Origin of the sequence: uncultured Brevundimonas sp. (assembly GCF_937863155.1) — a bacterium.
In the GTDB taxonomy this organism is placed as follows: Bacteria; Pseudomonadota; Alphaproteobacteria; order Caulobacterales; family Caulobacteraceae; genus Brevundimonas.
This window is the reverse complement of record NZ_CALMFB010000054.1, coordinates 85,967-112,215: the sequence shown is the minus strand read 5'-3', so window position 1 is coordinate 112,215 and position 26,249 is coordinate 85,967. Positions and strand designations below refer to the sequence as shown.

Below are 26,249 nucleotides of genomic sequence, written 5' to 3'. Positions count from 1 at the left end.
GGCTACAGGATGCGCGCCGCCTCGTCGAAGGCCAGGCGCGGCGAGCGGGGAAACAGGTTCTCGTCCGTGCCGTAGCCCAGGTTGACGATGAAGTTCGGCTGGACCGCGTTGTCGGGGAAGAACTCGGCCTTCACCCCCTCGGCGTCGAAGCCGGACATCGGCCCGACGTCCAGGCCCAGCGCCCGCGCCGCGATCATGAAATAGCCGCCCTGAAGCGAGCTGTTGCGGAAGGCCGATTCCTGGCGCGCCGCCGGATCGGCGAACCAATCGCGCGCGCCCGGCGCATGCGGGAACAGCACCGGCAGGGTGTCGGGGAAGTCCAGGTCATAGCCGATGATGACCGTGACCGGCGCCTGCATCGTCTTGGCCCGGTTGCCCTCGCTCATCAGCGGGTCCAGCCGCGCCTTGGCCTGGGGCGAGGTCACGAAGACGAACCGCGCCGGGGTGTTGTTGACTGCCGTCGGCCCGAATTTGGTCAGGTCGTACAGCTGGCGCAGCAGGGCCTCGGGCACCGGTCGGTCGGACCAGGCGTTGCGGGTGCGCGCCTGGGTGAACAGTTGCGCCAGGGCGGCGTCGGACAGGGCGTGATCGCGGGTTTCCAGGGCGTCAAACGGCATGACGGCGATTCCAAAACTGTAACAGGTGCGGATTTACTTAAGGCCCGACGCCGACCGTGCAAGGGGCGCCGACGAAATCTTCGCGCCGCCGCGGGGGACTGTCGCCGCCCGCCGGAACGCCCTATCTAGGGGGCATGAAAGACCTTGGCGCACTGATGCAACAGGCCCAGGCGATGCAGCAGCGGCTGCAGGACGCCCAGGCCAGAATGGCGGACTCCACGGCGGAAGGCACGTCCGGCGGCGGCCTGGTGACCGTCGCCCTCAAAGGGCCCGGCGAGATCACGGCCGTGCGCATCGACGACAGTCTGATGGTTCCGGGCGAGGCGGACATTCTGGGCGACCTGATCCAGGCCGCCCACGCCGACGCCAAGCGCCGCCTGGACGAGATCAACAACGCCCTAATGCGCGAGGCCGCCGGCCCGATGGCGGGGATGAACATCCCCGGCATGCCGAAACTCTTCTGACGTGGACGGTCCCTTCGCCTGTCCGTGCTGCGGTTATCGCACCCTGGACGAGGCTTATGGCTGCTACGAGATTTGCCCGATCTGTTTCTGGGAAGACGACCCGGTGCAGCTTCACAATCCGGTCCTTGCTGGCGGCGCTAATCGGGTAAGCCTCGTCGAAGCTCAACTGTCGTTCGCGCAGCATGGGACCAGCGAACTGCGTTTGGCAGGACACGTTCGACGCCCAGGTCCGGCCGATGTCCGAGACCCAGGTTGGAGGCCCGTTGATCCCGCTCGTGACCTCCCAGGCACATCAGGCGCTATGTCCAACATGAACTATTTTCACGCATCGGCAGCGACCTACGGGTCGCCCTATTGGATGCAGCCCTGATGGCCGCCTCCGCCGGACCCGAGATCGAGCGGCTGATCGGCCTGCTGTCGAAGCTGCCGGGCCTGGGTCCGCGCTCGGCCCGGCGCGCGGCCCTGGCCCTGCTGAAACGGCGCGAGCAACTGCTTGAGCCGCTGGCGGCGTCGCTGGCGGAAACGGCGGCCAAGGTGCGGTCGTGCGGCGTTTGCGGCGCGCCCGACACGCGCGATCCCTGCTCGATCTGTTCCGACGACGCGCGTGACGGCGCCCTGATCTGCGTGGTCGAGGAGGCCGGCGCCCTGTGGGCCATGGAGCGGTCGGGCGCCTTTCGCGGCCAGTATCATGTGCTGGGCGGCCTGCTGTCGGCGCTGGACGGCATCGGGCCGGAGGCTCTGCGCGTAGCCGAACTGGTGCAGAGGGCCGGCGACGGCCGCACGCGCGAGGTGGTGCTGGCCCTGCCCGCCACGGTCGACGGCCAGACCACCGCCCACTATCTGGCCGAACGCCTGGCCGGGTCGGGCGTCGAGGTCACCAGCCTGGCGCGCGGCGTGCCGGTGGGTGGCGAACTGGACTGGCTGGACGACGGCACCATCGTCCAGGCCCTGCGGGCGCGGCGCCCGGCCTGAGCCGGTTCAGCCTTCTAAAGGGACTCAGGCGGCGCTTTCGTCGGCCGGGTCGGTGACGATCTGACCCTCGCGGCGCGGCGTGACATAGGGTTCGGGCTTGGGCGTCGGCATATTGCCGCGCATCAGGGCGCGCCCGGCCTGAAGACCGCCGGTTAGTTGCAGATCCAGCCGGGCGTCGTCGCGACGGCGCACCTCGGCGATGGTGTCGGCGGCCTCGGCCTCGTTCAGCCCCATCTCGACCAGGACGGCCTCGCCGAACTTCAGCGCCGACTCGAAGGTCTCGCGCACCTGATAGTCGGCTCCCGCCTGGATCAGCCGGATCGAATGACCCCGGTCGAAGGCGCGGGCGAAGACCTTGGTCAGCGGGAATTCGCTCTTCAGCAGGCCGACGATGTGATCGGCCGCCTCGGGCTTGTCGACGCAGACCAGAACCGCCTCGGCATGGTCGGCGCCCGAGGCGTGCAGCACGTCCAGCCGCGTGCCGTCGCCGTAATAGACCTTGAAGCCGAATTCGCTGGCGGCCTGGATCATCTCCACGTCGTTCTCGATGATCGACACATCGACGCCGCGCGCCAGCAGGGGCTGGGACACCACCTGGGCGAAGCGGCCGAAGCCGATGATCAGCACCTGGCCCTTCAGACCGTCCGCCGCCTCGACCCCCTCGGCGTCACCCGCGTCGCCGGTCTCCTTGGGCAGCAGCCGCGCCGTGGCCAGGCTGGTCAGCGGCGTCAGGGCCATCGACAGGATGACCACCGCCGTCGCCGCCGCCGAGATCCGCGGATCGAACACCCCGGCGCTGAGGGCCGCAGCGTAAAGGACGAAGGCGAACTCGCCCCCTTGCGCGAACAGCACGGCGCGCTCGACCGCCTCGCGCTCGGACGCCTTGAACAGGCGCGCAATGCCATAGATGGCCACCGCCTTGACCGCCATGAAGGCGATCACCCCGCCGATCACCAGCCGCCAGTCGGCCGCCACCACGGCCAGGTCCAGCGACATGCCGACCGACAGGAAGAACAGGCCCAGAAGGATGGCGCGGAAGGGCTCGACGTCCGCTTCCAGCTGATGCCGGAAGGTCGATTCCGACAGCAGGACGCCCGCCAGGAAGGCGCCCATGGCCATGGACAGGCCGCCCTCGTTCATCAGCCACGCCGAACCGACCACCACCAGCAGGGCCGCCGCCGTCATCACCTCGCGCCCGCCATATCGGGCCAGGAAGCGGAAGATGGGATTGGTCAGCCAGCGCCCGGCCACATAGACGACCACCAGCGCCCCGACCGCCAGGCCGATGGTCTGCCACAGCGGCGGTCCCGCCGTCTCGGCCGCGCCGCCGACCGCCGCCCCCAGCACCGCCACCAGCGCCAGCAGCGGCACGATGGCCAGGTCTTCCAGCAGCAGGATGGACACCGCCCGCTGGCCCGAGGGCGCGCCCAGTTCGCCGCGCTCGTCCAGCATCTGCATGATGACCGCCGTGGACGACAGGACAAAGCCCATGGCGATGATGAAGGCCACCGGGATCGACAGCCCCGCCGCCATGCCGGTCAGGGTCAGCAGCAGGCCGGCGCCCAGAACCTGGGCCGCGCCCAGGCCGAAGATGTCGCGCCTCAGGCCCCACAGCCGGCTGGGCCGCATCTCCAGCCCGATGATGAACAGGAAGATGACCACGCCGAACTCGGCGACATGCAGGATGGTCTCCGGCTCGCGGAACACGGCCAGTCCGAACGGGCCGATGGCCAGGCCCGCCGCCAGGTATCCCAGCACCGAGCCCAGCTGCAGCTTGCGGAAAATCGGCACCGCCACCACCCCGGCGCCCAGCAACACGGCGATATGCCCCAGACCCATTCCCGCCGGTTCGGCCATGAAGGCTCCTGTCCTCTGTCGTTTCGCAACCATAGTGGGGACGGATCGCGCGCTTGGCGAGAGGCGCGCGGACGCAGCGCCACAGTTTGGCCGAAAGATCGCGGATCACTTGCGCCCTGGTCCATGAACGGAGACGTCCCATGCCCCCTCTGAAGTCCGCCCTGGTGATGGTCACAGCCCTGGGCGTCGGGGCGCCCGCCGGCGCGATCAGCGCGCCCGCGCCGGTTCCGCCGCGCGTCATCGACGGCGAAGCGACCGCCGCCGCCTGCCGAGAGTACGGTTTCGACCTGACCCGCCCGGCGCCATCCTTGGCCATGCGCGCCATGGCCGCTCCGGCCGTGGGCATGGCGGGTCCGCCCCCGCCCCCACCGCCGCCGCCGCCTCCTCTGCCGACAGGCACGTTGAATGAAGTGGTTGTCAGCGGTTCGCGCATCGGCGGCGCCACCCTGCCGCGCCCGCCCGGCCCGGCGGTCGCCGCCGACACCGAACGCTATCCCGACGCCACGCCCAATCCGGTCAAGCGGGTGGCGGACCAGCCGGTCTCGACCTTCTCGATCGACGTGGACACCGCCAGCTATTCCAACGTCCGCCGCTTCCTGGATTCCGGCCGCGCCGCGCCGCGCGACGCCGTGCGGGTCGAGGAGATGATCAACTATTTCGACTATGGCTACGCCCGGCCCGAGAGCGCGTCGGAACCCTTTGCGGTGACCGCCGTGGTCACGCCCTCGCCCTGGAGCCAGGGGCGCCAGATCGTGCATGTCGGGCTTCAGGGCTATGAGCTGCCGGAAAGCCAGCGCCGCCCGCTGAACCTGACCTTCCTGGTCGATGTCTCCGGCTCCATGGGGTCGGCGGACAAGCTGGACCTGGCCAAACAGGCGATGAACCTGATCATCGACCGGCTGCGGCCCCAGGACACGGTGGCGGTGACCTATTACGCCGAAGGGGCGGGCACGACGCTGGCGCCCACGCCGGGTACGGACAAGCTGCGCCTGCGCTGTGCGGTGGCCAGCCTCTACGCCTCGGGCGGCACGGCGGGCGCCACCGGCATGACCAACGCCTATGACCAGGCCCAGGTCAATTTCGCCCGCGACCGGGTCAACCGCATCCTGATGTTCACCGACGGCGACTTCAACGTCGGCGTCACCGACGACAAGCGGCTGGAAGACTATGTCGCCGACAAGCGCGGGACCGGCGTCTATCTGTCGGTCTATGGCTTCGGGCGCGGCAACTATCAGGACGCGCGGATGCAGGCCATCGCCCAGGCGGGCAATGGCGTGGCCGCCTATGTCGACAGTCTGAACGAGGCGCGCCGCCTGTTCGGGCCGGCCTTCGACCGAGGCGCCTTCCCCATCGCCGACGACGTCAAGGTGCAGGTCGAGTTCAACCCCGCCCGCGTCGCCGAATGGCGGCTGATCGGCTATGAAACCCGCCTACTGAACGAAGAGGATTTCGCCAACGACCGCATCGACGCGGGCGAGGTCGGCTCGGGCGCCAGTGTCACGGCCCTGTACGAAATCACCCCTGTCGGCGGCCCGACCCAGGTTCCCGACCGCCGCTATGAGTCGGCGCGTCCCCAGGCGGCGCCGGGCGCGCGGGGCAACGAACTGGGCTTCGTCCAGATCCGCTACAAACTGCCGGGCCAGCCGACGTCCGACCTGATCCAGCAGCCAATCCGCTACCCAGGCGCCGCGACCCGATCCGGCGAGGCGACGCGCTGGGCCCTGGCCGTCGCCGCCTTCGGCCAGAAGCTGCGCGGCGATCCATGGATGACGGCCGACTATGGCTGGGACCGCATTCTGGACCAGGCCCAGGGTGCGCGCGGCGACGACCCCTTCGGCGACCGGGCCGAGTTCGTGCAGTTGGTTCGGGCGGCCTCGGCCCTGCCGGAGCGGCGAACCCCTTAAACGTCGAACCTGACCCCCTGAGCCAGGGGCAGATCGCGGCTGAAATTCACCGTCTGGGTCTGGCGGCGCATATAGGCCTTCCAGGCGTCCGAGCCGGATTCGCGGCCGCTGCCGGTGTCCTTTTCGCCGCCGAAGGCCCCGCCGATCTCGGCGCCCGACGGGCCGATGTTGACGTTGGCGATGCCGCAGTCCGAGCCCCAGGCCGACAGGAAGGCCTCGGCCTCGCGCACGCTGTCGGTGAAGACGCAGGATGACAGCCCCTGCGGGACCGCGTTCTGCATCACCACCGCCTGATCGAAGTCGCGCCAGGTCAGGACATACAGGATGGGGGCGAAGGTCTCATGCATCACCACCGCGCTCTGGGCCGGCATGCGCACGATGGCGGGCCGCACATAGACGCCGCCCGCGCGCTGGACCCGGTCGCCCCCCGCGATGACTTCCCCGCCCTGTTCGACCGCCTGGGCCAGGGCGCGGTCGAAGGCGGCCCCGGCGTCCTCGTCGATCAGGGGGCCGACCAGGGTTCCCGGCTCGCGCGGATCGCCGATGGGCAGGCTGGCGTAGGCGGCGGCCAGCCGTTTTACCAATCCCTCGGCGACGCTCTCATGCACCAGCAGGCGGCGCAGGGTGGTGCACCGCTGGCCCGCCGTGCCGACGGCGGAAAAGGCGACGGCGCGCACCGCCATGTCCAGATCGGCGCTGGGCGTCACGATCATGGCGTTGTTGCCGCCCAGCTCCAGCAGCGACCGGCCCAGCCGCGCCGCCACCGTCGCCGCCACCGCCTTGCCCATCCGGGTCGAGCCGGTGGCCGAGACCAGGGGGATGCGCGGATCGGCGGCCAGGGCTTCGCCCGCCTCGCGCCCGCCGATCAGCAGCTGGCTCAGTCCCTTCGGCGCCTCGGCCCCAAACCGGGCGACGGCGCGGTCGAACACCGCCTGGACGCCCAGGGCGGTCATCGGCGTCTTCTCGGACGGCTTCCAGATCACCGGATCACCGCACACCAGGGCCAGACAGGCGTTCCAGGCCCAGACCGCGACGGGAAAGTTGAAGGCGGTGATCACCCCCACCGGCCCCAGCGGCTGCCAGGTCTCGCGCATGTGATGGCCTGGCCGTTCGCTGGCCAGGGTCAGGCCGTATAGTTGGCGCGACAGACCCACGGCGAAGTCGCAGATGTCGATCATCTCCTGCACCTCGCCCGCCCCTTCGGAGACGATCTTGCCGGCTTCCAGCGTCACCAGCCGGGCCAGGTCGTCCTTGGCGGCGCGCAGTTCCTCGCCCAGCAGGCGCACCAGCTCGCCCCGGCGCGGCGCGGGAATGCGGCGCCAGCTGGCGAAGGCCTGAACCGAACGCGCGATGACGCCCTCCACGTCGGACGTGGCCGCGACCTCGGCGCCGGTCGCGCCGTCGATGGGCGAGCGGGTCGTCAGGCCCGCCCCCCAGGCCGAGGGCGGAACCCCCAGCCGGTCCAGGATCGCCTTCGCTTCGTTCGCCGCCGTGGTCATGGCCGTTCCCCTCTGATCGTCGCCCCGCTCTAACCGGCCCGCGCCCGGCTTGGAAGCGGAACCGCAAGGGGCCGCCGGGGGTTGTCAGGCCAACAGTTCGCAACAGGAGTTGGCGCGATGAAGGTTCGTGACGTGATGAGCAAGGATGTCCAGGTCGCCCGCCCTGGCGACCCGATCCAGGAGGTCGCGCGCCGCATGGCGTCCGGCGACTTCGGCTTCATGCCCGTGGCCGACGGCGACGCCCTGATCGGCACGGTGACCGACCGCGACCTGGCGGTGCGCGCCGTCGCCGGCGGCGCGGCACCCTCGACCGCCGTGGTCGAGTTCATCACCCGCGACGCCGCCACCGTGCGCGACGACGACGACCTGAAGTCCGTGCTGGACCTGATGAGCCGCCGCCAGATCCGGCGCGCGCCCGTGATCGACAAGAACGGCCGCCTGGTCGGCGTCGTCTCTCTGGGCGACCTGTCGACGCGGGTGAAGGAGAAATACGCTGGAGAGGCCCTGGAGGAGATCTCCCGCACGGCCTGACGTTAAGGCCTGCTTCACCCTTCCGCTTGACCGCCCGTCAACGCTCGCCCGCCATTCTGGCCGGAACAGCGAGAAGGATGCGGCATGGCGCGCGCTCAGTTCCAGAAGGGCCAGAAGGTCTGGGTCGAATGCGTCGGCGCCTGGGCCCATATCGAACAGGTGCAGCCCGTCTGGGCCAAGGGGTTCGATGAGCCGGTGCGCGTCACCTATGACGTCGGCCTGGGGCGCGAATTCACGGCCAATGAGCTGATGCTGCCGGTCGAGGATCAGGCCGGCGGCGACCTGGGCGACTGGCGCCTGCTGCGCGCGCGCAACAAGTGGCAGATGGCCGAGGACTGTCCCCACCATCCCTATCCGGGCACCTATCCGGTCGTGGTCACCGACGCGGCCGACTGGGGCGGCTGGCGCGTACCGGGGGCCGAATACGACCGCGACCCGGACCGCATCGAGTTCCAGGCCCGGCTGATCGCCGCCGCGCCGCGCCTGATGGGCCTGGCCCAGGCCCTGACCGACATGGTGGGCGAGGCGCCGGACGACGCCCCGGCCGAGGCTTTGGCCCTGGCGAGGCAAGCGCGCGAAATCCTGCGCGGTGTCACCGACATCCTGTCGCCGCCGCCGACCGAGATCGCCGCGCCGCGCGTGGTCGAGGCCGCCTGAACCGGCGCCCCCTGATGCTGCGCCCCTGACGGTGCGAATCCCGTCGATGCGAATCGCGCGCTCGACAGGATTCGCCGACGCAGCCTAGATTCACGGCCATCGTCGAATCGTTCAGGAGAGCCCCTTGCCCAGCAAGGAGCGCCGCTTTCAAGGGCCGGGCCGTCGTGCCTCGGACCGTCGCCAGGCCCCGCCGGCCTGGGCGCGCATCCTGCTGCTTGTCGTCACCCTGGGCGTCGCGGCCTATGTGCTGCTGTTCGCGCGCGAGATCGCCCGCCCGGCGCGTGAGGCCCTGCATCTGCGCCAGGCCGCGCTTCAGACCGATGCCGAGCTGCTGGCGGCGCGGTTCCAGACGCGACTGACCCTGGCCCAGGCGGGCCTGTCGTCCGGTCAGGCGCTGTTGAACGCCGGCGCGGCGTCGGCCCAGGCGCTGAACGCCGCCCGCGCCGTGGCCCCCGACACCGCCTTCGCCGTGCTGGACGCCGACGGCGCGCCTCTGGAGGCCCAGGGCGCAGAGGCCCGAATCTTCGCCGTCGGCGCCGCGCCCGACACGCCGGCGGCGTCGGCTGACCGGTCGGGCGTGATCGTGGCGACGTCCGGCCCCGCACGCCGCATGGCCGCGCGCATCACCCCGCCGGTGGTCCGCGTGGATGCGGCTGCGCGCGTTGCGCCGGACCTGTCTCTGGCGACAGGTCAGACGGTTCTGGCTTCGACCTGGTCGGCGAGCATCGGCGGATCGGCCGAGGCCATCGGCCTGGACGTCGCGGCGCTGAACGCTCTGGAAGCCGAGACCCCGCCCGCGCCCCGCACCGCGCCCGTCGACGGCCACACCCGCCTGGTGGCTGCGGTTCCGGCCGGCGCCGGCGTCATCGCGGTCGCCTCCATGCCCATCGACACCGGCGCGGCGGCCCTGCTGAACGACGCCTGGGTTCTGATCACGCCCCTGCTGCTGGGCGTTGCGGTGCTGTTGCTGGTGCTGCTGAACCGCTGGCGTCAGGCGCGGGCCAGCCGCCTGTGGGCCGCGTCCGAGCGCCGCTTCCGCGTGGCGGTCGAGGCTGCGCGCTGCGGCGTGTGGGAATGGGACGCCGACAGCGGCGAGGTGAACCTGTCGGACTATATGGCCGAGATGATGGGCTTCGACGGCGGCGGCCCGGTTCCGGCCGAGGCCTTCATGGAGCGGGTGCACGCCCGTTATCGCGACCAGGTCGGCCACGCCCTGCGCCAGGCGGCGGCCTTCGGCGCCTTCGAGGTGACCTTTCCGGTCAAGGACGCGGCCGGTCGCGTCCGCTGGATCGACGCGCGCGGCCAGGGCCGGGGCGACCGGGGCGAGACCGGCTTCACCGCCATCCTGGGCGTGGCGCTGGACATCACCGAGGCCCGCCGCGCCAAGGCCCAGGCCCAGGCGGCCGAAAGCCGGCTGCGGGACGGCATCGAAAGCGTGTCCGACGCCTTCGTTCTGTTCGACAAACAGGGCCGGCTGATCCTGTGCAACCAGGCGTTCCAGGACGCCTTCGGCTTTGCGCCCGGCGTGGTCCAGAAGGGGGCGCTGAAGGACGAGCTGAACCGCATCGCGGCCCTGGCCGTGAAGACCGAACACCCCGGCGCCGGCGGGCGGGCGGGCGCGCGCGAGGTCGAACTGCACGACGGCCGCTGGCTGCAGCTGGTCGAACGCTTCACCTCGGACGGCGGCTCGGTGGTGTCGGCCGCCGACATCACCGCCATCAAGCAACAGGAAGCCGAGCGGCAGAAGGCGTCGGACAATCTGCGCGCCATGGTCGATCAGCTGGAGGCCAGCCAGGAGAAGCTGTCTCTGCTGGCCCGCAAATACGAAGTGGCCATGACCCGCGCCGAGGCCGCCAACCAGGCCAAGTCCGAGTTCCTGGCCAATATGAGCCACGAGCTGCGTACGCCGCTGAACGCCATCAACGGCTTTTCCGAGATCATGGCCGCCGAGCTGTTCGGCCCGCTGGGCGACGCCAAATACAAGGGCTACGCCGCCGACATCCTGAAGTCAGGCCAGCATCTGCTCAGCCTGATCAACGACATCCTGGACATGGCCAAGATCGAGGCCGGCAAGATGACCCTGCACTATGAGGCGGTGTCGCTGCGCGAGGTGTGCGACGACGCGGTGCGGCTGATGCGCGGCAAGGCGCAGGAGGCGGGCCTGTCCCTGACGGTCGAGGCGGCGGCCGGCCTGCCCGAGATCGAGGCCGACCATCGCGGGTGCAAGCAGGTGATGCTGAACCTGATCTCCAACGCCATCAAATTCACGCCCGAGGGCGGATCGATCACCGTGCGCCTGGCGGCCCTGGGCGCCGAGCGGGTGCGGGTGGCGGTCACCGACACCGGCATCGGCATCGCCCAGGAAGACCTGGACCGCCTGGCCCGCCCGTTCGAGCAGGTCGAGGGCCAGCATTCCAAGACGACACAGGGCACCGGCCTGGGTCTGGCCCTGACCAAGTCACTGATCGAACTGCACGGCGGCGCCCTGCACATGGAAAGCCAGCCGGGCGACGGAACCACCGTGTCCTTCGACCTGCCGGTGCGCCGCCCCGGCGCCGCGGCCCCGGAACAGACCGAACAGGCCCAGGCGGCCTGAGGCCTCAGCCGTGGCCAGCGCTGTGTTCCCGGGCGCCGTGTTCCCCGTCGACGGCCGGGGCGCGAACCACGGCCTGGACCGTCAGCGCGGGCGCCGTTTCAAACGTCAGGTTCAGCGTCACCTGCGCGCCCTCGACCAGGGGCTGGGCCAGGTCGATCAGCATCAGATGTTCGGCCCCCGGCTTCAACGCCACGGCCTCACCGGCCGGCAGGGCCAGCCCCTCGGTCAGCTGGCGCATCTGCATCATGCCGCCTTCGGTGGACATGGTGTGGATCTGGGGCGTCGCGGCCGCCGGCGTGGTGAACCCGGTGAAGCGATCGGCCTGGCCCGCGGTCAGGGTCAGGTAACAGGCGCCCACGCGCGCGCCCTTGGGCGACGGGCGGCACCAGGCGTCGGCCGCCTGAACCCCGACGGCGGCCGGCGGCGCTTCGGCCTTTTCGGCCGGCGGCGAACAGGCGGCCAGGGAACAAGACAGAGCGGCCGTGGCCGTCAGTGCGGACAACAGGGCAAGGCGCATGGTCGGTTCCTCGGATCGTGGGGTCGCGCGTCCATAGCAGAGCGACAACGGCGACCGCCAGATCGAGGCGGCGTTCAGACCGACATGCGTCGCCGGTTCAGATGCAGCGCCGCCCCGCCCGCCAGCAGCAGGCCCAGCAGGATCATCGCCCATTCCGACAGGGTCGGCACCGTTGCGGGCGGCGGCGGCGGGGCGGCGCCGACATCCACGACAAAGCTGCTGGCGACGGTGTTGGGGAAGGACTGGTGCGTCGCATAGGCGTGGGTGAACAGCACATTGCCGCCCCCCGGCGCCTCGGCCGAAATGGCCAGGGTGGGCGTGCCCGCGCCCGGACGAACATCCGAGGGCGCATAGTTGATGCTGGTGTCCTGATCCAGGTCGATGACATAGGCCGATGGCGACCCCATCATCATGTCCACACCGCCGGCGCTGGTGTAGAATCCGGCGCGTTCCCCGCTCACGGTGGCGCAGACATGCACCGGCGAGGCGATGGTCTGCGTCGGCACGCCGGTGACGGTTATGGTCGCGGAGGCGGCCAACACGCATTTGCCGTTCACGCCGTACACATTGGGTGTGTTGAAAAGGTCGTTCGTGTCGGCCTGGGCGACCAGGGTCACCGTCACATCGGTCCGCGGCCCGATCGGGGCGGGCATGCGCAACGTCACATGATCAATGGTCTGCGTATCGGTGACCGGCCCGGCATGGGCGGCCGACGCCACACCCAGTCCGGTCGCCAAGGCCAGAACGGCTCCCAGCATCTTCATTGGAATCATGTCCCCCGTCTTCGATGCCGGACTCTTCGTGCGACGGCCTTTCAGCGTCGACCGGCTTGCGACGAACGTGGGCATTGCCGCGACAAAACGGCGATATGTTTTGACGACCGTGTCGTACGGGCTTGCGCAAAACACACGACGAAACCGGCGCGGCATACGACGAACGGGGGTTGCTAAACCCCGCCGATCCTTTCTTCTCTAAGCCGAAGCGTGGCCGTTCCACGGAGTTGGCGCGAGGCTTCACCGGATCGGGGGGAAAGATTGCCGGTCAGTGCTGAAAATCACCCTGGCGCGATCCTGCGCGAACCCGCGATAACGCCCGTCGTCATTCGGATGGTGATCCTGGTCTGGGTCTTCGCCGTGCTGATGGCGGCCACCGGCCACGCCATGCAGGGGCATCATCCGTTCGACTTTCTGCTGCTGAACTACATCCCGCCCATGGCCGCCAGCACAGGCGGCGGATCGCGCCGCGCCGCCGGCTTCGGACGCCCTGTGGGTCAAGGTGCGGCAGGGCCAAGTGCGGGTGCCGCTGTCGCAGGTGTCGCACATCACCGCCGCGCGCGATCATGTCTTCCTGCATGCCGAAGGCCGCACCTGGATGCACCGCACGACCATGGCGCGAATGGAGACTTTGGCCGCGCCGCACGGCCTGATGCGCATCCACCGCTCGGCCATGATCAGACCCAGCCAGGTCGTGGCGGTGCTTCAGTCGGCCAAGAGCCTGAAGGTGCGTCTGGCCTGCGGCGCCGAACTGCCGGTCGGCGGCGCCTATCGCAACGCCATACGCGCCCATCACCGAGATTCCTGAGGCCTGACGTTCGATCGGCCACCCGCCCCCCGAATGGAAGCCAACGAGCATTGGGCGAACAGGGTCAGGTCTCCACAACGGCCGGAAGGCAAAATGCAAAGCTGCGCCGCATTGCAGACGTTCGAACGATGCATGGCCAGCGTGCAGCGCTATAAGCCGGACGACCATGGACCGGCCAGAACCAGCGCCACTGCCTTGGGCTTCGGGCGCGTCCGGGCCATCGCCACTGAGCGTGACGACGCCAGTTCGGTCACCGTCCGTGACGTTCGCAGAGCGCCTCTCTAATGGGCAGCCGCCGATTAAGCGTATCCGGTCCGATCATTCCCGCCCACGAGGCGCGGTTCACGCCGTCTTCGGACCGCTGTTCGCCGCGTCTGGACGGCGACATCAGCGGCGTCCTGCACATGGTGGCGGCCCTGCCCACCACGCCGCGCGACGCCATCGCCCTGACCATGGCGCGGCCGGTCGAGATGAGGGGCGAACTGCTGTGGAGCCGCCTGTCCCCGGCGGAGCACGCCGCCATGAACGCCGCCTCGCGCCGCGCCCAGGATGATCCGCAACCGACGTCTGCGGCAGGCAGTTCGGCGGGCGCGCCCATGGACCTGGCCTGCCGCATGTCCGACGCCGAGGTCGACGCGGTGCTGAACCGCATCCTGGCCATGATGCCCGAGGCGGCGCGGGCCGAGTACCGCGCCCAGTTCCGCGCCGACCGGGAAACCGCCCGGCGAATGGCCTGCCTTTATCGGGATGCGACATGACCCGGAATGTCCGGTCCCGTAGGGCCAGTCCGTTCTCGATGATGAACACCGGGGGAAAGACCATGAAGACACGGATCATCGGCCTGGCCGTCATCGGCGTGGTGGGGCTGGGCCTCGTGGCCTGCAGCGGCGAGCGTCAAACGGTGCGGGGCGAGGACGGCGAACGCGTCGAGATCGCGCACGGTTCGGCCGCGACGCGGATGACGGCGGTCGATCTGCCGTCCTTCCTGCCGGTCTATCCGGGCGGCCGTATCGAAAGCACGGTCGGCGGGGTCAGTTCCGGCTCCACCGGATCGCAGAAGGGCGGCATGATGGTGTTCGTGACGGGCGACGCCCCGGACAGGGTCGCGGCCTTCTATCGCTCGCGCCTGGACGGTTCGGGCCTGACGGAACGAACCGACGCCAATCTGAACGGCGTCCTGATGATGACCGCCAGCAGCGCCGACGACGTCGATCGCGGCGTCCAGGTCAGCATCGCCCCCGAAGAGCACGGATCGCGCGTCACCCTGATCTACAGCAACGGCGGCGCTTGACGGGGCCGAGCCCGGTTCCCAGTCTCGCGGCTCACGGGTGGGGGCTCTGAATGGATTGGCGGCGGGTCGAACAGCTTTTCGACGAGGCACTGGATCAACCCGCGGCCGAGCGTGAGGCCTGGGTCCGGCGCATGGCGGCCGACAACGCCTTGGCCGATGAGGTGCTGAGCCTGCTGCAGGCCGCCGATCGCAGCGGCGCGTTTCTGGCGCCTGAGGCCCCAGAGGTCGCCGAGCCATCCGCCACGGGCCAGAGGTTCGGCGCCTGGCTGCTGCAGTCGCGGCTGGGCTCGGGCGGCATGGGCGAGGTCTATCGCGCCGAACGCGCCGATGGCGAGTATCGCCAGTCCGCCGCGCTGAAGCTGATGCGGCCCCTGCCGAAATCCTATTGGGGACGGTTCCAGGCCGAGCGGCAGATCCTGGCTGAACTGGAGCATCCCGGCGTGGCGCGTCTGCTGGACGGCGGCATCAGCGACGACGGCCGCCCCTATATGGTGCTGGAATATGTGGCCGGCGCCCCGATCGACGACTGATGCCGAACCCATGGCGCCGACGCCGCGACCCGCGTCCGGCTGGTGCTGGCCGTCTGCGAGGCCGTGTCCCACGCCCATTCGCGCCTGATCGTGCACCGCGATCTGAAGCCGTCGAACATTCTGGTCGATGACGAGGGGCGGACGCGGCTGATCGACTTTGGCGTGGCGACCCTGTTCACCGGCGACCGCAAGGCCACCGAGACGCCGCTGTCGCTGGAATACGCCGCGCCCGAACTGCTGCGGGGCCAGACGCCCGGCACGGCGACGGATGTCTATGGGCTGGGCGCGGTTCTGTTCGAGCTGCTGACCGGCCGGCCGCCGCTGGATCTGGGCGATGCGCCGGTGGCCACGGCGGTGCGCCAGGTGCTGGACATGGAGACGCCGCGACTGGCCTCGACGCCGATGATCGCACCCATCAGTCCTGCCCTGAAAAGCGATCTGGACGCCATCCTGGCCCGCGCCCTGCGCAAGGAGCCGCAGGCCCGCTATCCGACCATCGACGCCCTGGCCCAGGATCTGCGCCGCGCCCTGGCGGGTGAAGCGGTTACGGCGCGGCAGGGCGAGCGCGGTTACGCCGTGGCGCGCTTCGTCCGGCGGCGGCGCTGGCCCATCGCGGCGGCGGCGGCGATCACCCTCAGCCTGTCGGCAGGCCTCGCCGCATCCCTGTGGCAGGCCGAGGCGGCGCGTCGGCAACGCGATGTCGCCGTGCGAGAACAGGCGCGGCTGGAGGCGGTGCAGCAGTATCTGCATTTCATGCTGCGCGGGGCGGCCGAAGCCGGCGGGCCGGACGCTGACGCCGGCCGCGTGCTGGAGGTCGCCGCCGAGCGGGTGACGGCGCTGTTCGACCGCGACCCGGCGCGCGGCGGGCCGGTGCTGCACACCCTGGGCGAACTGTTCTTCTATCTGGACGACTATGCGGCGGCCGAACCCTTGCTGCGGCGCCTGGTCGAGGCGCCCGGCGTGCGGCCCGATCTGGCCGCCTCGGCCGCCTATGACCTGGCCCAGGTGCGGTTGAAACAGGCCGACAAGGACGAGGCCGAGCGTCTGCTGACCCAGGCCCAGACCTTCTGGCGCGGGGACGAGGATCGCTGGCGCTCGCAACTGGTCGACAGCCGTCTGGTGCAGGCGCGCCTGCTGCGGGATCAGGGCCAGACGGACGCGGCCATCGACCTGTTGCGCACCCATCTGCCGATGCGCATCGCCATCAGCGGCGCCAACCATCGCGAGACCGGCGTCTATCACAACGATCTGGGTGTGATGCTGGTCGCCGGCGGTCAGCGGGACGAGGCGATCCCGTCGTTCCAGTCGGCGCTGGCGGTCTGGGCGGCGACGGGGTTGGACACCGGGCCGGACGCCCTGAACACCCTGAACAACCTTGCGGCCCTGCATGTGTTGGCCGGACGGCCGGCCGAGGCCGAGCCTCTGTTCCGCCGGGCGGTGCAGGTGCGGCGCGGCCTCTATGGCGCCTCGGCGGCCATGGCGGCGCTGCTCAGCAACCACGGCAAGACCCTGACCCAGCTGGGCCGCCCGTCCGAAGCGGTCGCACTGCTGCGCGAAGCCGCCGCTATGGCGCGCGAACATGCGGGCGTAGGCAGCCTGCATTTCGCCTCGGCCTCGGCCGGTCTCAGCGAGGCGCAACTGGCCCTGGGCGCGACCTCGGAGGCGGCGCGAACGGCCGAGGCGGCCCTGGCGGATGTCGTCGCGGCGCTGGGCGAGGCGCATCCGGCCGCTGCGGTGCTGAAAGTCGCCCTGGGGCGCACGCGCGCGGCGCAGGGGCGGCGGCCCGAGGCGGCGCGGCTGCTGAACGAGGCGGCGGCGGGCCTGGCCCCCCTGGGCGCCGGCGGGGCGGCCCAGGTCGAGACCATCGAAAAGATCAGGCGTCAGTACGGTCTTACGGCGGGCTGACCCCCTCATCCACCGACAGTTCGCGGAACAGCCAGGCCCGCGCCTTGACCCAGTCGCGACGCACGGTGCGGTCGGTGACGCCCATGATCTCGGCCACCTGCTCCTCGCCATAGCCGGCGAAGAAGCGATATTCGACCACCCGCGCCAGACGCGGGTTCAGCCGTCCCAGCCGGTCCAGCGCCTCGTCCAGCTCGATCAGGCGGCTGTCGCTTTCCCAGAAGGGCTCCACGTCGTCCAGCAGCAGGTCGGCCTTGCCGCCGCCGCGCTTGGCGGCCAGGCGCGAGCGGGCGTGATCGACGAGGACGTGTCGCATGGCCACCGCCGCCGCGCTGAGGAAATGGGCGTCATCGTGGAAGGTCTGACTGCGGCGCAGCTTCAGCCAGGCCTCGCTGACCAGGGCGGTGACGCGCAGGGTCTCGCCGGCCCGGACCCGAAACCGCTCGCGCCGGGCGATGCGGCGCAGGGCGTCCCACAGTTCGGGCGTCAGTCGGTCGACCAGGCGATCCTCGATGCGGGCCTCTGACGCCCGGGGCCGGTGGTCACGCGCGGCGGCGGACATATCGATCGCTGTGGCGGTCAAGACATCCCTCCGACGCTTGCCAGACGCATGACGGCATCCCCGCCGACCGGGCGTGTCCGGTCGGTCCGCGAATCTTCGTTTGATAAAGGGAAATAGGCAAGGACATCGACATGCGAATGCGTTTTCTGATGGTCGCCACGACGGCGGCTCTGGCCCTGGGCGCCTGTGGCGACAGCGAACCGTCGGCCACCGTTCCGGCGACGACGAACGGCGCGGCCGCGGCGCCCGAAGCGGTCGAGGCGGTCGAGGCGGTCGCGCCCGCCGGTCCCCCCGCCACGCGCGAGGACGTCATCGACGCCCTGACCTGTCACTCCCTGATCTCCCAGGCCATGGCGCACGACATTCTGGGTGGCGACGCGAGCGCCGCAGCGGGCGTTCGCAATCAGACCCGCTGGCGCGTCGAAGCCGACCGTCGCGCCAAGGCCGCGGGCCTCTCGGAAGACGAGTTCGCCGCCATCCAGACCCAGGCTCGCGCGCCGATCGTCACGCGCGCGGAATGGGAGGCCAACCAGCCGAAAGTCGCCGACTGCATCGCCCGCACCCCCGGCCGCTGAAGACGTCGGGCCTCACAGGTCCGGCATACGCGTGACGCGGATACGAACCGGGGTCTCTTCGCCCGGCGCGAAATAGGCCCCGTTCGCCGGCACATCCCCCGCCGGCAGCGGGAAGACCAGACGATGGTCCGCCCCGTCGGCGCCCGGCCTCAGGATCAGCCGCGCCTCCGCATTACGCGCCGTTCCATCGTCGAACGACGCGGAAAGGCCCGTGAATTCGCAATCCAGGTTCGACGGCAGAGGCAGAGGCTGGTCCACATCGCAGAACGGCTGGTGCAGCACATATTCACCCTCCAGCAGATCCCCGTCGTGGCGCAGTTGCAGCGCCATCAGGGCCGCATCGTCCGGGTCGTCCAGGCGCGTGACGCGCCAGTTCCCCTGAAACGCGCCCGCCGCGCTGAGCGCGCCTGCATCCTCGCCGCCGTCAGCGGGAGCGGCGGAGGGCGGGGTCTGGCTGCACGCGGGACCGGCCATGACCAGGGTCGCCGCCAACGCCAATTTCAACAGTGCTCGCATCGGTCTGTCTCCCATTTACGCAGGATCGGCCGGCCGGTCGCGCAGACCGACCGGCCGACAAGGCTTCATCCGATCAGAAGATCCGGCCGATGCCTTCGCGGATGCGGTCGTGCGTCCGACGTTCGGCTTCCTCGGCCGCCACACGGGCCGCGCGCTGGGCCGCGGTTTCGGCCGCATTGGGCCCGCGCGATGACCCTTGAGCGCCAGCATAGCCGCCGCTGGCCGCCTGACCGCCCGCACCGGGGCCGCCGGCGCTGGGCGCGCCCTTGATGCCCGAAATGCAGCATTCGGCCTCGGTCGGGGTCGGCACCGTGTTCTTCAGATAGCACCGACCATAGAGGGTCGAGCCGGGGATGGTCATGGTCCACGACTGGCACCGGCCATCGGCGTCGCAGGCCGACTTGCAGGCGCGCCAGTCCTGGCCCGAGTTCAGGTCGAACTCATGATAGTCGCTGCCGAAAAGATCGGTCCGCTGCATGGGCCGCCACTCCTCCTGAGGCTGTGCGGCGGGAACCTGTTGCCCTTGCGTCGCAGCCACAGTCGATCCGCCGCCGACGGCCGATCCGCCCGCCGCGCCCCAGTCGGCCGGTCCCAGATAGCGGACGGACGAGATGGAGCCGTTCCAGTCGCCCATGTCGCTGACCTGGCCCTGGACGATCCGGCACTGGCCCCGGAAGGCGGCGTCCAGACAGACTTCCCACCGACCTTCGGCGACCAGGCTGCGCGCCATGTCGTTGAACCGCACGCTGTTCAGGTCGCGCACGGCGCGGTCGATCCGTTTGGACTGACCGCCATAGCCCTCGCCCTCATACAGGGTCAGGGACGGTCCCCCCTGCGCCAGGGCCATCGCAGCCCCCGTCGCGCCGCCCGCCAGCACCACCAAGGCCGACAGCCCCGCAATCCATCGTTTCATGTTCCGATCCTCTCAAGATACAGCCCCGAACACGAAAACGCGGTTCGGGCCGCATACCGGACAGGCGGATCGGCTCTATTTCCGTTCCGATCTCAGGCCACGCGGATCGTCGGGAGACAGGTCTGAGTTGTCGACGCGATTGTCGTGCTGACGATCGGTTTTCCGGTCGCCTCGGGCTGACAAGACGCCGAATCCACGCGCCGGCGCCATCACCATCCGTACTTCAGCCCGAACTGGCCGCCGTGGCTGGAACTGGCGTCGCCGTACATCGCCCGGTAGCCGAAGTTGAGCATCAGCCGTTCATTCAGCGACCACTCCAGCCCCAGATCCAGATTGACCGCATTGCGCGACCATTCATCCAGCGGAATCAGATACCTGGGGCTGCCCGCCCAATCGGCGTAGCGGACCCCCTGGTCGCCCATGCGCTCCAGTTCATGCGACCATTCCACCCGCGCGCTGGGCCAGATCTGACCGTGGCGCCGGGTATCGAGGCTCCAGCGCAGGGTCGCGCCCAGATTGGCCGACAGACCGCTCTGCTTCAGCGCGTCCCAGGCCAGGGCCGACAGCCCGGCGCCCGTCTCGGTGAAAGCATCCAGCGTCATCTCGCGCGCATCGACCCCAGCATAGATTTCGCTGGTCAGGGCGGCGCGCCGGATGACCCGCCCGAAGGCGGCCGAGGCGAACAGGATGTCGCCCGAACGGTCCCCATAGGCATAGCCTGAAGGATCGCCGCCCAGACCCTGGACCCAGCGCCGAGAAGAGAAGGCCAGGTCGGCGTAGCCTATCACGCCGTCGATATAAAAGGCCTCGGCCGGACGCCAGCTGGCGTATAGGGCGCCGGTGACGGCCGAGCCTTCGCTGAGGGCGCCCTGATCCCCGATCCTGGTCCGGTCCTCGCCGTAGCCTAGGCCGCCGCCCAGGATAAGCCGGTCGCTGACCCGAACATCCAGACCTGCGCTCACCCCTTGAGTGGTGAAGCGACTGTCGTCCTGACCATCCGCGGCCTCCCGACCCCAGTCGACCGAACCGGCCGTCCAGAAGCCGATGGAATGGCCGCGCGTCTGATCTGTCGTCGTCGGCGCGGCGTTCAGACGATCGCCGAATCTGGACGGACCGGTCGTACCGGTCGATCGGCGGTCGGCCCACCGATTCAGCACCAGCATCTCCCGATCCCGGTCGTCGTTCAGGGCATCTCGATCCAGAGAGGTCACCGGCTGTCCCAGTTCACGGCGCAGGGCCATGCGTGGGTCGCGGTCGCGGCTGGAGCCGACAAGGTTCAGGCTCAGGCCGTTGGACGAGCCATTGGTCCCATCGCGCAGGGCCTGCATACGGCGCTGGAAATTGCTGATCTGGGCGCCGGCGAAACGGCCGGCCGCGGTCACCTGGCTGGTCGCCACGCCCCGCACCTCGGGATCGACGCCCGCGTCTGGACGGCGTTCCACCGTGATGGTCACCGTGCCTGGAGCGCTGACCGCGAAGGCGTTGCTCAAGGTGTAAAGTACAGTCGCCTCACCGGTGAAGCCGTCCGCCGGGGTAAAGACCAGATCATAGAGTTGAATCCCGCCTTGGCCGGTGCGCGATACGATCCGCGCCGTTCCCGCCTGACCCGGCCCCACCGAAACCACTGCGGCGCCAGTGAAGGGCGCGCCGCCGGCGCCTGCGGTCAGCTCCACCGTCGCGGTCCGACCGGCCAGGATGGTGACCGTCTTTTCAGGACCGGTCGCCACGGCGGGACGGACGGTGATGGTCACCGTGCCGGGCGCCGAGGCCCCGCCCGCATTGTTGACCGTGTAGGTGAAACTGTCGGTCCCGGAGAAGTCGCCGCGAGCCGTATAGACGATGCTCATTCCCTGGACGACGGCGGTCCCATGCGCCGGCGGCGAGACCACCGACACCGAGGTGATATCCACCCCTACCACGCCATGGGTGACGTCCAGGGTCACGCTCTGGCCGCCCACGGCCGTGGCCGTCTGCGGCTGAACCGTCGGGACCGGGACGCCGATCTCCAGCGCATAGACGGCCGTCCCGGTGAAACCGAAGACGTCGGTCGCCGTCACGGTGAAGCTGTGGCTTCCCGCCAGGGTCGGCGTGCCGGTCAGGCCGCCACCCGTGGCCAGCGTCAGACCGGCCGGAAGCTGGCCGCCGGTCACCGCCCAGCTATAGGGTCCGACGCCGCCCGTGGCGGTTAATGTCTGGCTGTAGGCCATGGTCAGAAGGCCACCCGGCAGGGCCCCCTCGGCGGGCGCGGGCCTCACGCTCGGCGCGTCGACCTGCAAGGTGTAGGCGCGGGTTCCGGTCGCGCCATGAACGTCCGTCGCCCGCACCTCGAAGCTGAAGGCGCCCGCCACGGTCGGCGCGCCTGACAGGACGCCGTCGGGCGACAGAGTCACGTCTCGCGGCAAGGCGCCGTTCGAAACCGCGAAACTGTAGGGCCCCGTCCCGAGCGAGGCGGTCAGGATCGCCCCATACGGCGTCGTCGCCTCGGCGGTTGCAGGCGACAGATCGCCCAGGGCCAGAACCGGCGGCGTCACCGTCACCGTGACCGTCGCGGAGACGGAATCGCCGCCCGCATTGGTCGCGACATAGGTGAAGCTGTCGTCGCCCGAGTAACCCGCCGTCGGCGTATAGAGGAAGGTCAGGCCGGACACGGTGACCACACCATGTGCCGGCCCTTGAGCCACCGCGATGCTGTCGGCCTGCGGTCCGCCAAGGACCGGCGTTAGTCTATTGCCGCTGCTGTTCGCTGCGACGGTCGTGGCCACCGCCCCCGCCGTCGGCGGCGCAGGCAGGACCACCTCCAGGCTGTAGGCGTTGTCGATGTGGAATACGCCGCCTCTCGATGAGTCCGTCGCCCGGATCGTGAAAGTGAACGTACCCCGCTGGGTCGGCGTCCCCGACAGGACTCCACCGGCCGACAGGGTCAGGCCGGCCGGCAAAGCTCCGCCACGCAGCGTATAGCTGTAGTCCGGCGTGCCGCCGGCGGCGGAGAAGGTCTGGCTGTAGGCGGCGTGCTGCAGAGCGCCGGGCAAGGCGCCCGCGGCCGGAGACAGGGTCAGGTTCGGCGGGTCGATGGTCAGGTAACGCAGCGAAAACGCGGTCGCCGGCCCACTGCCTGTCGAACTGTCGTTGAGGGTGATCAGGATGCTCGCATTGGCAAGGCCCGTCGGCGTGCCGGAGATCACGCCCGCGCTGTTCATGCTCAGCCCGTCCGGCAAGCCGGTCGCCGAGAAGTCGACGTAGGGCGCCCGGCCGCCTGTGACCGTCAGCGGTGCGCCCGCGCTGTTGTAGGGCTCGCCTACCCTCCCGCTGGCCGCAGGCAGGGCGATGGTGAAGGCCGGGTTGCCGATCCGCACCGTCACGGTCGCCGGATCGGACGCACCGATGGCATTGGAGGCCGTGTAGGTGAAGGTGTCGGTCGCGTCGCGATAGCCGACCGGAGGCGTGTAGCTGACCTGTCCGGCGTCATCGATGCCCACCGTCCCGCCTTGCGCCGTCGTCGTCGATCCGACCGCATAGCGCGTCGGATTGTTGGTCACATTCGCGGCCAGGCTGAAGATCGTCGGCGTCGCCGTGCCGGTGTTGTAGGGGATCAGCGGGCCATAGGTGACGTCCCCGGCCACCGGCTTGTCCGCCGCTGTGAAGCCGTTGACAGCCGTGGCGGTTCCGCCGGGCGTGGTGACGACCACGTCCACGGTTCTGGGCGTATAGAGCGCCGGTCCCGCGACCTGGAGCTGGGTGGCGCTGCGCCCCATGATGGCCCCCGTCACGCCGCCGAAGGTGATGCTCGTCGCGCCCTCCAGGTTCGTTCCGGTTACGGTGACCGTATAGACCCCGCTTGTGGGGCCGACATCGGGCGAAATGGTCGTGATCGTGGGCGCCGCGACATAGGTGTAGCCGCCGGTCGCGCTGCCGCCGGGCGTCGTGACGGTCACGGTCACCGCGCCTGCCGCCTGGGCCGGACTGGTGACCCGCAGTTCCGTATCGCTGCGGCTGATTATCGCCGCCGCAGCGCCGTTGAAGGCCACGGCCGTCGTGGTCGCCAGGTTCGTTCCCGTGATGACGACCGTCTGCAAGCCGGTGGCGGGACCGCTGTTCGGAGAGATCGTCGAGATCGTGGGCGCACCGACATAGGTATAGGCGCCTGTCGCGGTCCCTCCCGGCGTGGTGACGACCACGGCCACAGCCCCGGCGGCGCGGGCGGGAACCTCGGCGCTGATGCTGGTGGCGGTCGCCGTGAAATGGGTCGCCGCATTGCCGCCGAAGGTCACGGCGCTGGCGTCGGCGAGGTTGGTCCCCGTGATGGTGACGGTCGCGCCGCCGGAGGTGGGGCCGCTGTTGGGCGAGATGGACGAGATCGTCGGCTGTGGAACGGCGAATTCGGCGACCACGTCGAACGGATAGGCCGAAGCGGACACGCTGGCGCTCGGGCTGGCCATGGAGACGCCCAGATACAGCCACCCGCCGCCGTCGGCGGACAGGCGGTTCATCTCGTTGACCACGGTGTTGGACAGGCTGGTCGTCGCCACGCCGCTGCCCGACTGCAATATGAACCCGCCGACAGAGGGGCTGGTTCTGATCAGACTGAACCCCGCCGCATCGTACGTCGCCTCAGTGCTCATCAATGTGATGTTCACGGCGTTTCCGGCGCCATGGCCGACGTCATAGCGATAGCTGACGCTGGCCGACGTGTATGTTCTGCCGGCGGGAACATTCACCGGCTTGTAGAACATCATGACGTATTCGCCGGAACCGTCCTGAATCAGATAATGCCCCATGCCCACGGAGCCATAGTGCCCGGTGGAGTATTCGATGGTCCGTCCATCCTGGTCGAACGTCTCGGTCTGAGCCTGGGCGGGAGAACCGGCCATCAAGACACCCGCGACAAGCGCCAGCGCCACAAGCCCATTGAAGATCGCCCCGCACGTGGCGCGCGAGCTCCTGGCGAGCACAGCCCCCAGCCAACGGGCCGCCCGACAGGCATTGCGGCGCGCGCGCACCGTTTCACATTCCCGACCCGCCATGGCCAATCCCCCCACGTGACGCGCACGCTCTTCGCGGCGGCTCCCCGCCCCGCTCGAAACCGCTTAGTCTCGTCTTCGAGATCGGCCGCAAGGCGCCCAGGTCGCGAACGCATCATTTTGAGACGCTGGGTGGAAAGATTCTCGCCTTAGCCGTTTCTCGAACGCCTACAGATCATCCTTCAGACCATCGGAACCGGCCCATGACGACAGGCTCCAGAACTGACCGGCTGCCGTATCTGACGGCCTATATCGGCGCCGATTACGCCGACAGTTTCGCTGCCTGTCGCGAGGTGATGGCGGCGATGTTCGACCTGGAGGCCCCGACGCCCGAGGTGCGCGCGAACTACGTCATGGACTTCGCCGTCTATGATTATGGCCCGATCAAGCTGGGCCAATCCCGGTCGTCCGCCTCGATCATGACCCGCAGCCCCCAGACCATCGCGCGGACCGGGGTCGATCACTTCCATGTCCAGTTCTATCTAAACCACGGCTTCGTCATGACCCTTGACGGCGCCGAGCATTCGGTGGCCCCCGGCGATGTCTGCATGCTGGATCTGGCCCGGCCCGTCGCCATCCGCACCGAGGGAATCGACAACCTGTCGGTCATCGTCGAGCGCGGTCTGCTGGAGCCGCTGCTGGCCGACGTCAGCGACCTGCACGGGCTGATCCTGCGCCGGGATACGGAAGACGGCGTCACCGTGCGCGAACATATCGAAGACATGTGGAGCCAGGGCCCAGACCTGACCGTCGCAGAGGGGCTGGAATGGAGCCGATCGACGGCCGCCCTCCTGGCCGCCGTGGTCAAGGCGGGCAGCCAGCACCGCGCCGCCAGCCGGGCCGAAATGCGCAAGAGCCAGTTCCGCGCCATCTGTCGTCGGATCGAACGCGACCTGGGCGACCCTCGCCTTGCCCCGGCCGCGCTGGTGGACCAGTTCTTCATCACGCGGCCGACCCTGTACCGGATGTTCGAATCTCATGGCGGGATCGGGAAATACATCCTTACGCGGCGGCTGACGGGCGCGTACCGGGATCTCTCCGATCCGACGCTGGCGCACGAAAAGATCGCCAGTGTTCTCGGTCGGTGGGGCCTTGAAAGCCACACCGCAGCGGGACGCGCCTTTCGTGCGGCCTACGGCGTGACGCCCTCGCAGTGCCGGTCCCGCGCATTGACGGCTTGCCGCACCCAAGGCGTCCGGGACGCCGCGTTCACAGTGCCGGCCGAGTTGCCTTCGAACATCAAAATTTTTCAGGGTCAGGGCGCTTGAAGAATGAGCGTCTGACCTGACAGCGCTGCCCCCCATAATCGCCAATCCAGCCCAAATGCACCCTGGCGACGCTGGGCCCGCCCACAGGGGCGGCGCCAATTTAGCGCACCTGATTTTGCGGTGGCGCAAAAGGCCGTGCGGCAAACCCGATACAAGCCGGTCCAGCAAGGATCGACCAGATCAGGGGCGTCGCTATGCGCAAGTCGGAAACGGAACAGGCGGGGCCGGGCATCCGGGTCCAGTTCTTTGGTCGCCCGTCCGATGTCTTCGGCGCCGAACAGCTTTGCGCGGCGCCCGCCCAGGGGCTGACCCTGGGCGCCCTGCGGCAGCGGCTAGCGCAGAGCCTGGCCGGCGAAGGCGGTGAAATCCTGCTGGACCCCTCCGTACGCGGCGGCGTCGACGACCAGGTGTTTGCCGACAGCGCCACGGTGAAGCCGGGCCAGACCGTCCTGTTTTTCTCGACCTTTTCGGGGGGCTGA

At 69.6% G+C, this 26,249-nt stretch carries 23 protein-coding genes and 1 pseudogene; 15 read left to right on the top strand and 9 right to left on the bottom strand.

What is annotated here, in order from left to right; genetic code table 11:
• Positions 1 to 2 precede the first annotated feature (2 nt).
• Positions 3 to 617, bottom strand: coding sequence for a malonic semialdehyde reductase (locus Q0581_RS08735; protein ID WP_298699463.1), 615 nt, complete (start codon positions 615 to 617; stop codon positions 3 to 5).
• Positions 618 to 751: 134 nt separating this feature from the next.
• Here Q0581_RS08735 and Q0581_RS08730 point away from each other — a divergent pair, with 134 nt between their 5' ends.
• From Q0581_RS08730 to recR, 3 genes are read left to right on the top strand one after another with little or no spacing between them, the layout of a single operon-like run.
• Positions 752 to 1,081, top strand: a complete 330-nt coding sequence (locus tag Q0581_RS08730; protein ID WP_298699461.1) for a YbaB/EbfC family nucleoid-associated protein — start codon at positions 752 to 754, stop codon at positions 1,079 to 1,081.
• A gap of 1 nt (position 1,082) precedes the next feature.
• Positions 1,083 to 1,451, top strand: a complete 369-nt coding sequence (locus tag Q0581_RS14725; RefSeq protein ID WP_366876866.1) for a CPCC family cysteine-rich protein — start codon at positions 1,083 to 1,085, stop codon at positions 1,449 to 1,451.
• A complete protein-coding gene (gene recR, locus Q0581_RS08725; RefSeq protein ID WP_298699459.1) occupies positions 1,451 to 2,053 on the top strand; it encodes a recombination mediator RecR in 603 nt (200 codons plus the stop codon). Before Q0581_RS14725 ends, recR begins: the two co-directional genes overlap by 1 nt.
• A gap of 24 nt (positions 2,054 to 2,077) precedes the next feature.
• Here the strand turns inward: recR and Q0581_RS08720 are convergent, their stop codons facing one another.
• On the bottom strand, positions 2,078 to 3,910 hold the full coding sequence (locus Q0581_RS08720) for a monovalent cation:proton antiporter-2 (CPA2) family protein (protein WP_298699457.1): 1,833 nt from the start codon (positions 3,908 to 3,910) through the stop codon (positions 2,078 to 2,080).
• Between the two features lie 140 nt (positions 3,911 to 4,050).
• Between Q0581_RS08720 and Q0581_RS08715 the strand changes: the two genes are divergently transcribed.
• The gene (locus tag Q0581_RS08715) at positions 4,051 to 5,814 is read left to right on the top strand and encodes a VWA domain-containing protein (RefSeq protein ID WP_298699456.1); all 1,764 of its coding nucleotides are present in this window, start codon (positions 4,051 to 4,053) and stop codon (positions 5,812 to 5,814) included.
• Here the strand turns inward: Q0581_RS08715 and Q0581_RS08710 are convergent.
• The gene (locus Q0581_RS08710; RefSeq protein ID WP_298699454.1) at positions 5,811 to 7,313 is read right to left on the bottom strand and encodes an aldehyde dehydrogenase family protein; all 1,503 of its coding nucleotides are present in this window, start codon (positions 7,311 to 7,313) and stop codon (positions 5,811 to 5,813) included. The two genes, Q0581_RS08715 and Q0581_RS08710, sit on opposite strands and share 4 nt — an antisense overlap.
• Positions 7,314 to 7,430: 117 nt before the next feature.
• Between Q0581_RS08710 and Q0581_RS08705 the strand changes: the two genes are divergently transcribed.
• The 3 genes from Q0581_RS08705 to Q0581_RS08695 all read left to right on the top strand — a co-directional run bounded on the left by Q0581_RS08705 (position 7,431) and on the right by Q0581_RS08695 (position 11,097).
• Positions 7,431 to 7,844 carry a CBS domain-containing protein gene (locus Q0581_RS08705; protein ID WP_298699452.1) on the top strand — a complete coding sequence of 138 codons (414 nt, stop codon included), beginning with the start codon at positions 7,431 to 7,433 and terminating at the stop codon, positions 7,842 to 7,844.
• An 84-nt stretch (positions 7,845 to 7,928) separates the two neighbouring features.
• A complete protein-coding gene (locus Q0581_RS08700) occupies positions 7,929 to 8,501 on the top strand; it encodes a hypothetical protein (protein WP_298699451.1) in 573 nt (190 codons plus the stop codon).
• 124 nt (positions 8,502 to 8,625) lie between these two features.
• Positions 8,626 to 11,097: an ATP-binding protein gene (locus tag Q0581_RS08695; protein WP_298699449.1), complete on the top strand. Its 2,472-nt coding sequence runs from the start codon at positions 8,626 to 8,628 to the stop codon at positions 11,095 to 11,097.
• Positions 11,098 to 11,101: 4 nt separating this feature from the next.
• Here the strand turns inward: Q0581_RS08695 and Q0581_RS08690 are convergent, their stop codons facing one another.
• Both Q0581_RS08690 and Q0581_RS08685 read right to left on the bottom strand, forming a co-directional pair.
• A complete protein-coding gene (locus Q0581_RS08690; protein ID WP_298699447.1) occupies positions 11,102 to 11,614 on the bottom strand; it encodes a copper chaperone PCu(A)C in 513 nt (170 codons plus the stop codon).
• A 74-nt stretch (positions 11,615 to 11,688) separates the two neighbouring features.
• Positions 11,689 to 12,378, bottom strand: coding sequence for an IPTL-CTERM sorting domain-containing protein (locus Q0581_RS08685; RefSeq protein ID WP_298699446.1), 690 nt, complete (start codon positions 12,376 to 12,378; stop codon positions 11,689 to 11,691).
• A gap of 511 nt (positions 12,379 to 12,889) precedes the next feature.
• On the opposite strand from Q0581_RS08685, the gene Q0581_RS08680 reads away from it, so the two are divergent.
• From Q0581_RS08680 to Q0581_RS08660, 5 genes and pseudogenes are all read left to right on the top strand, one after another.
• Complete coding sequence (locus Q0581_RS08680) at positions 12,890 to 13,195, top strand: LytTR family DNA-binding domain-containing protein (RefSeq protein WP_298699445.1); 306 nt, start codon at positions 12,890 to 12,892, stop codon at positions 13,193 to 13,195.
• 284 nt (positions 13,196 to 13,479) lie between these two features.
• A complete protein-coding gene (locus tag Q0581_RS08675; protein WP_298699443.1) occupies positions 13,480 to 13,953 on the top strand; it encodes a hypothetical protein in 474 nt (157 codons plus the stop codon).
• A gap of 62 nt (positions 13,954 to 14,015) precedes the next feature.
• A complete protein-coding gene (locus Q0581_RS08670) occupies positions 14,016 to 14,486 on the top strand; it encodes a hypothetical protein (RefSeq protein WP_298699441.1) in 471 nt (156 codons plus the stop codon).
• Positions 14,487 to 14,536: 50 nt separating this feature from the next.
• A pseudogene (locus tag Q0581_RS08665) lies at positions 14,537 to 15,511 on the top strand (serine/threonine-protein kinase); the annotation flags it as partial.
• Positions 15,512 to 15,769: 258 nt separating this feature from the next.
• Entirely contained in the window at positions 15,770 to 16,921 is a 1,152-nt protein-coding gene (locus tag Q0581_RS08660; protein WP_298699492.1) for a tetratricopeptide repeat protein, read from the top strand.
• On the opposite strand, the gene Q0581_RS08655 is transcribed toward Q0581_RS08660, so the two are convergent.
• On the bottom strand, positions 16,908 to 17,501 hold the full coding sequence (locus Q0581_RS08655; RefSeq protein WP_298699439.1) for an ECF-type sigma factor: 594 nt from the start codon (positions 17,499 to 17,501) through the stop codon (positions 16,908 to 16,910). The two genes, Q0581_RS08660 and Q0581_RS08655, sit on opposite strands and share 14 nt — an antisense overlap.
• A gap of 110 nt (positions 17,502 to 17,611) precedes the next feature.
• Here Q0581_RS08655 and Q0581_RS08650 point away from each other — a divergent pair, with 110 nt between their 5' ends.
• On the top strand, positions 17,612 to 18,055 hold the full coding sequence (locus Q0581_RS08650) for a hypothetical protein (RefSeq protein WP_298699438.1): 444 nt from the start codon (positions 17,612 to 17,614) through the stop codon (positions 18,053 to 18,055).
• Between the two features lie 12 nt (positions 18,056 to 18,067).
• Here Q0581_RS08650 and Q0581_RS08645 read toward each other — a convergent pair whose 3' ends face one another.
• The 3 genes from Q0581_RS08645 to Q0581_RS08635 all read right to left on the bottom strand — a co-directional run bounded on the left by Q0581_RS08645 (position 18,068) and on the right by Q0581_RS08635 (position 24,352).
• Complete coding sequence (locus Q0581_RS08645; RefSeq protein WP_298699436.1) at positions 18,068 to 18,571, bottom strand: hypothetical protein; 504 nt, start codon at positions 18,569 to 18,571, stop codon at positions 18,068 to 18,070.
• Positions 18,572 to 18,644: 73 nt separating this feature from the next.
• A complete protein-coding gene (locus tag Q0581_RS08640; protein ID WP_298699435.1) occupies positions 18,645 to 19,484 on the bottom strand; it encodes a PAN domain-containing protein in 840 nt (279 codons plus the stop codon).
• Between the two features lie 209 nt (positions 19,485 to 19,693).
• Positions 19,694 to 24,352, bottom strand: coding sequence for an autotransporter domain-containing protein (locus tag Q0581_RS08635; RefSeq protein ID WP_298699433.1), 4,659 nt, complete (start codon positions 24,350 to 24,352; stop codon positions 19,694 to 19,696).
• A 353-nt stretch (positions 24,353 to 24,705) separates the two neighbouring features.
• On the opposite strand from Q0581_RS08635, the gene Q0581_RS08630 reads away from it, so the two are divergent.
• Positions 24,706 to 25,770, top strand: coding sequence for a helix-turn-helix domain-containing protein (locus tag Q0581_RS08630; RefSeq protein WP_298699431.1), 1,065 nt, complete (start codon positions 24,706 to 24,708; stop codon positions 25,768 to 25,770).
• A 194-nt stretch (positions 25,771 to 25,964) separates the two neighbouring features.
• A complete protein-coding gene (locus tag Q0581_RS08625; RefSeq protein WP_298699430.1) occupies positions 25,965 to 26,249 on the top strand; it encodes a MoaD/ThiS family protein in 285 nt (94 codons plus the stop codon).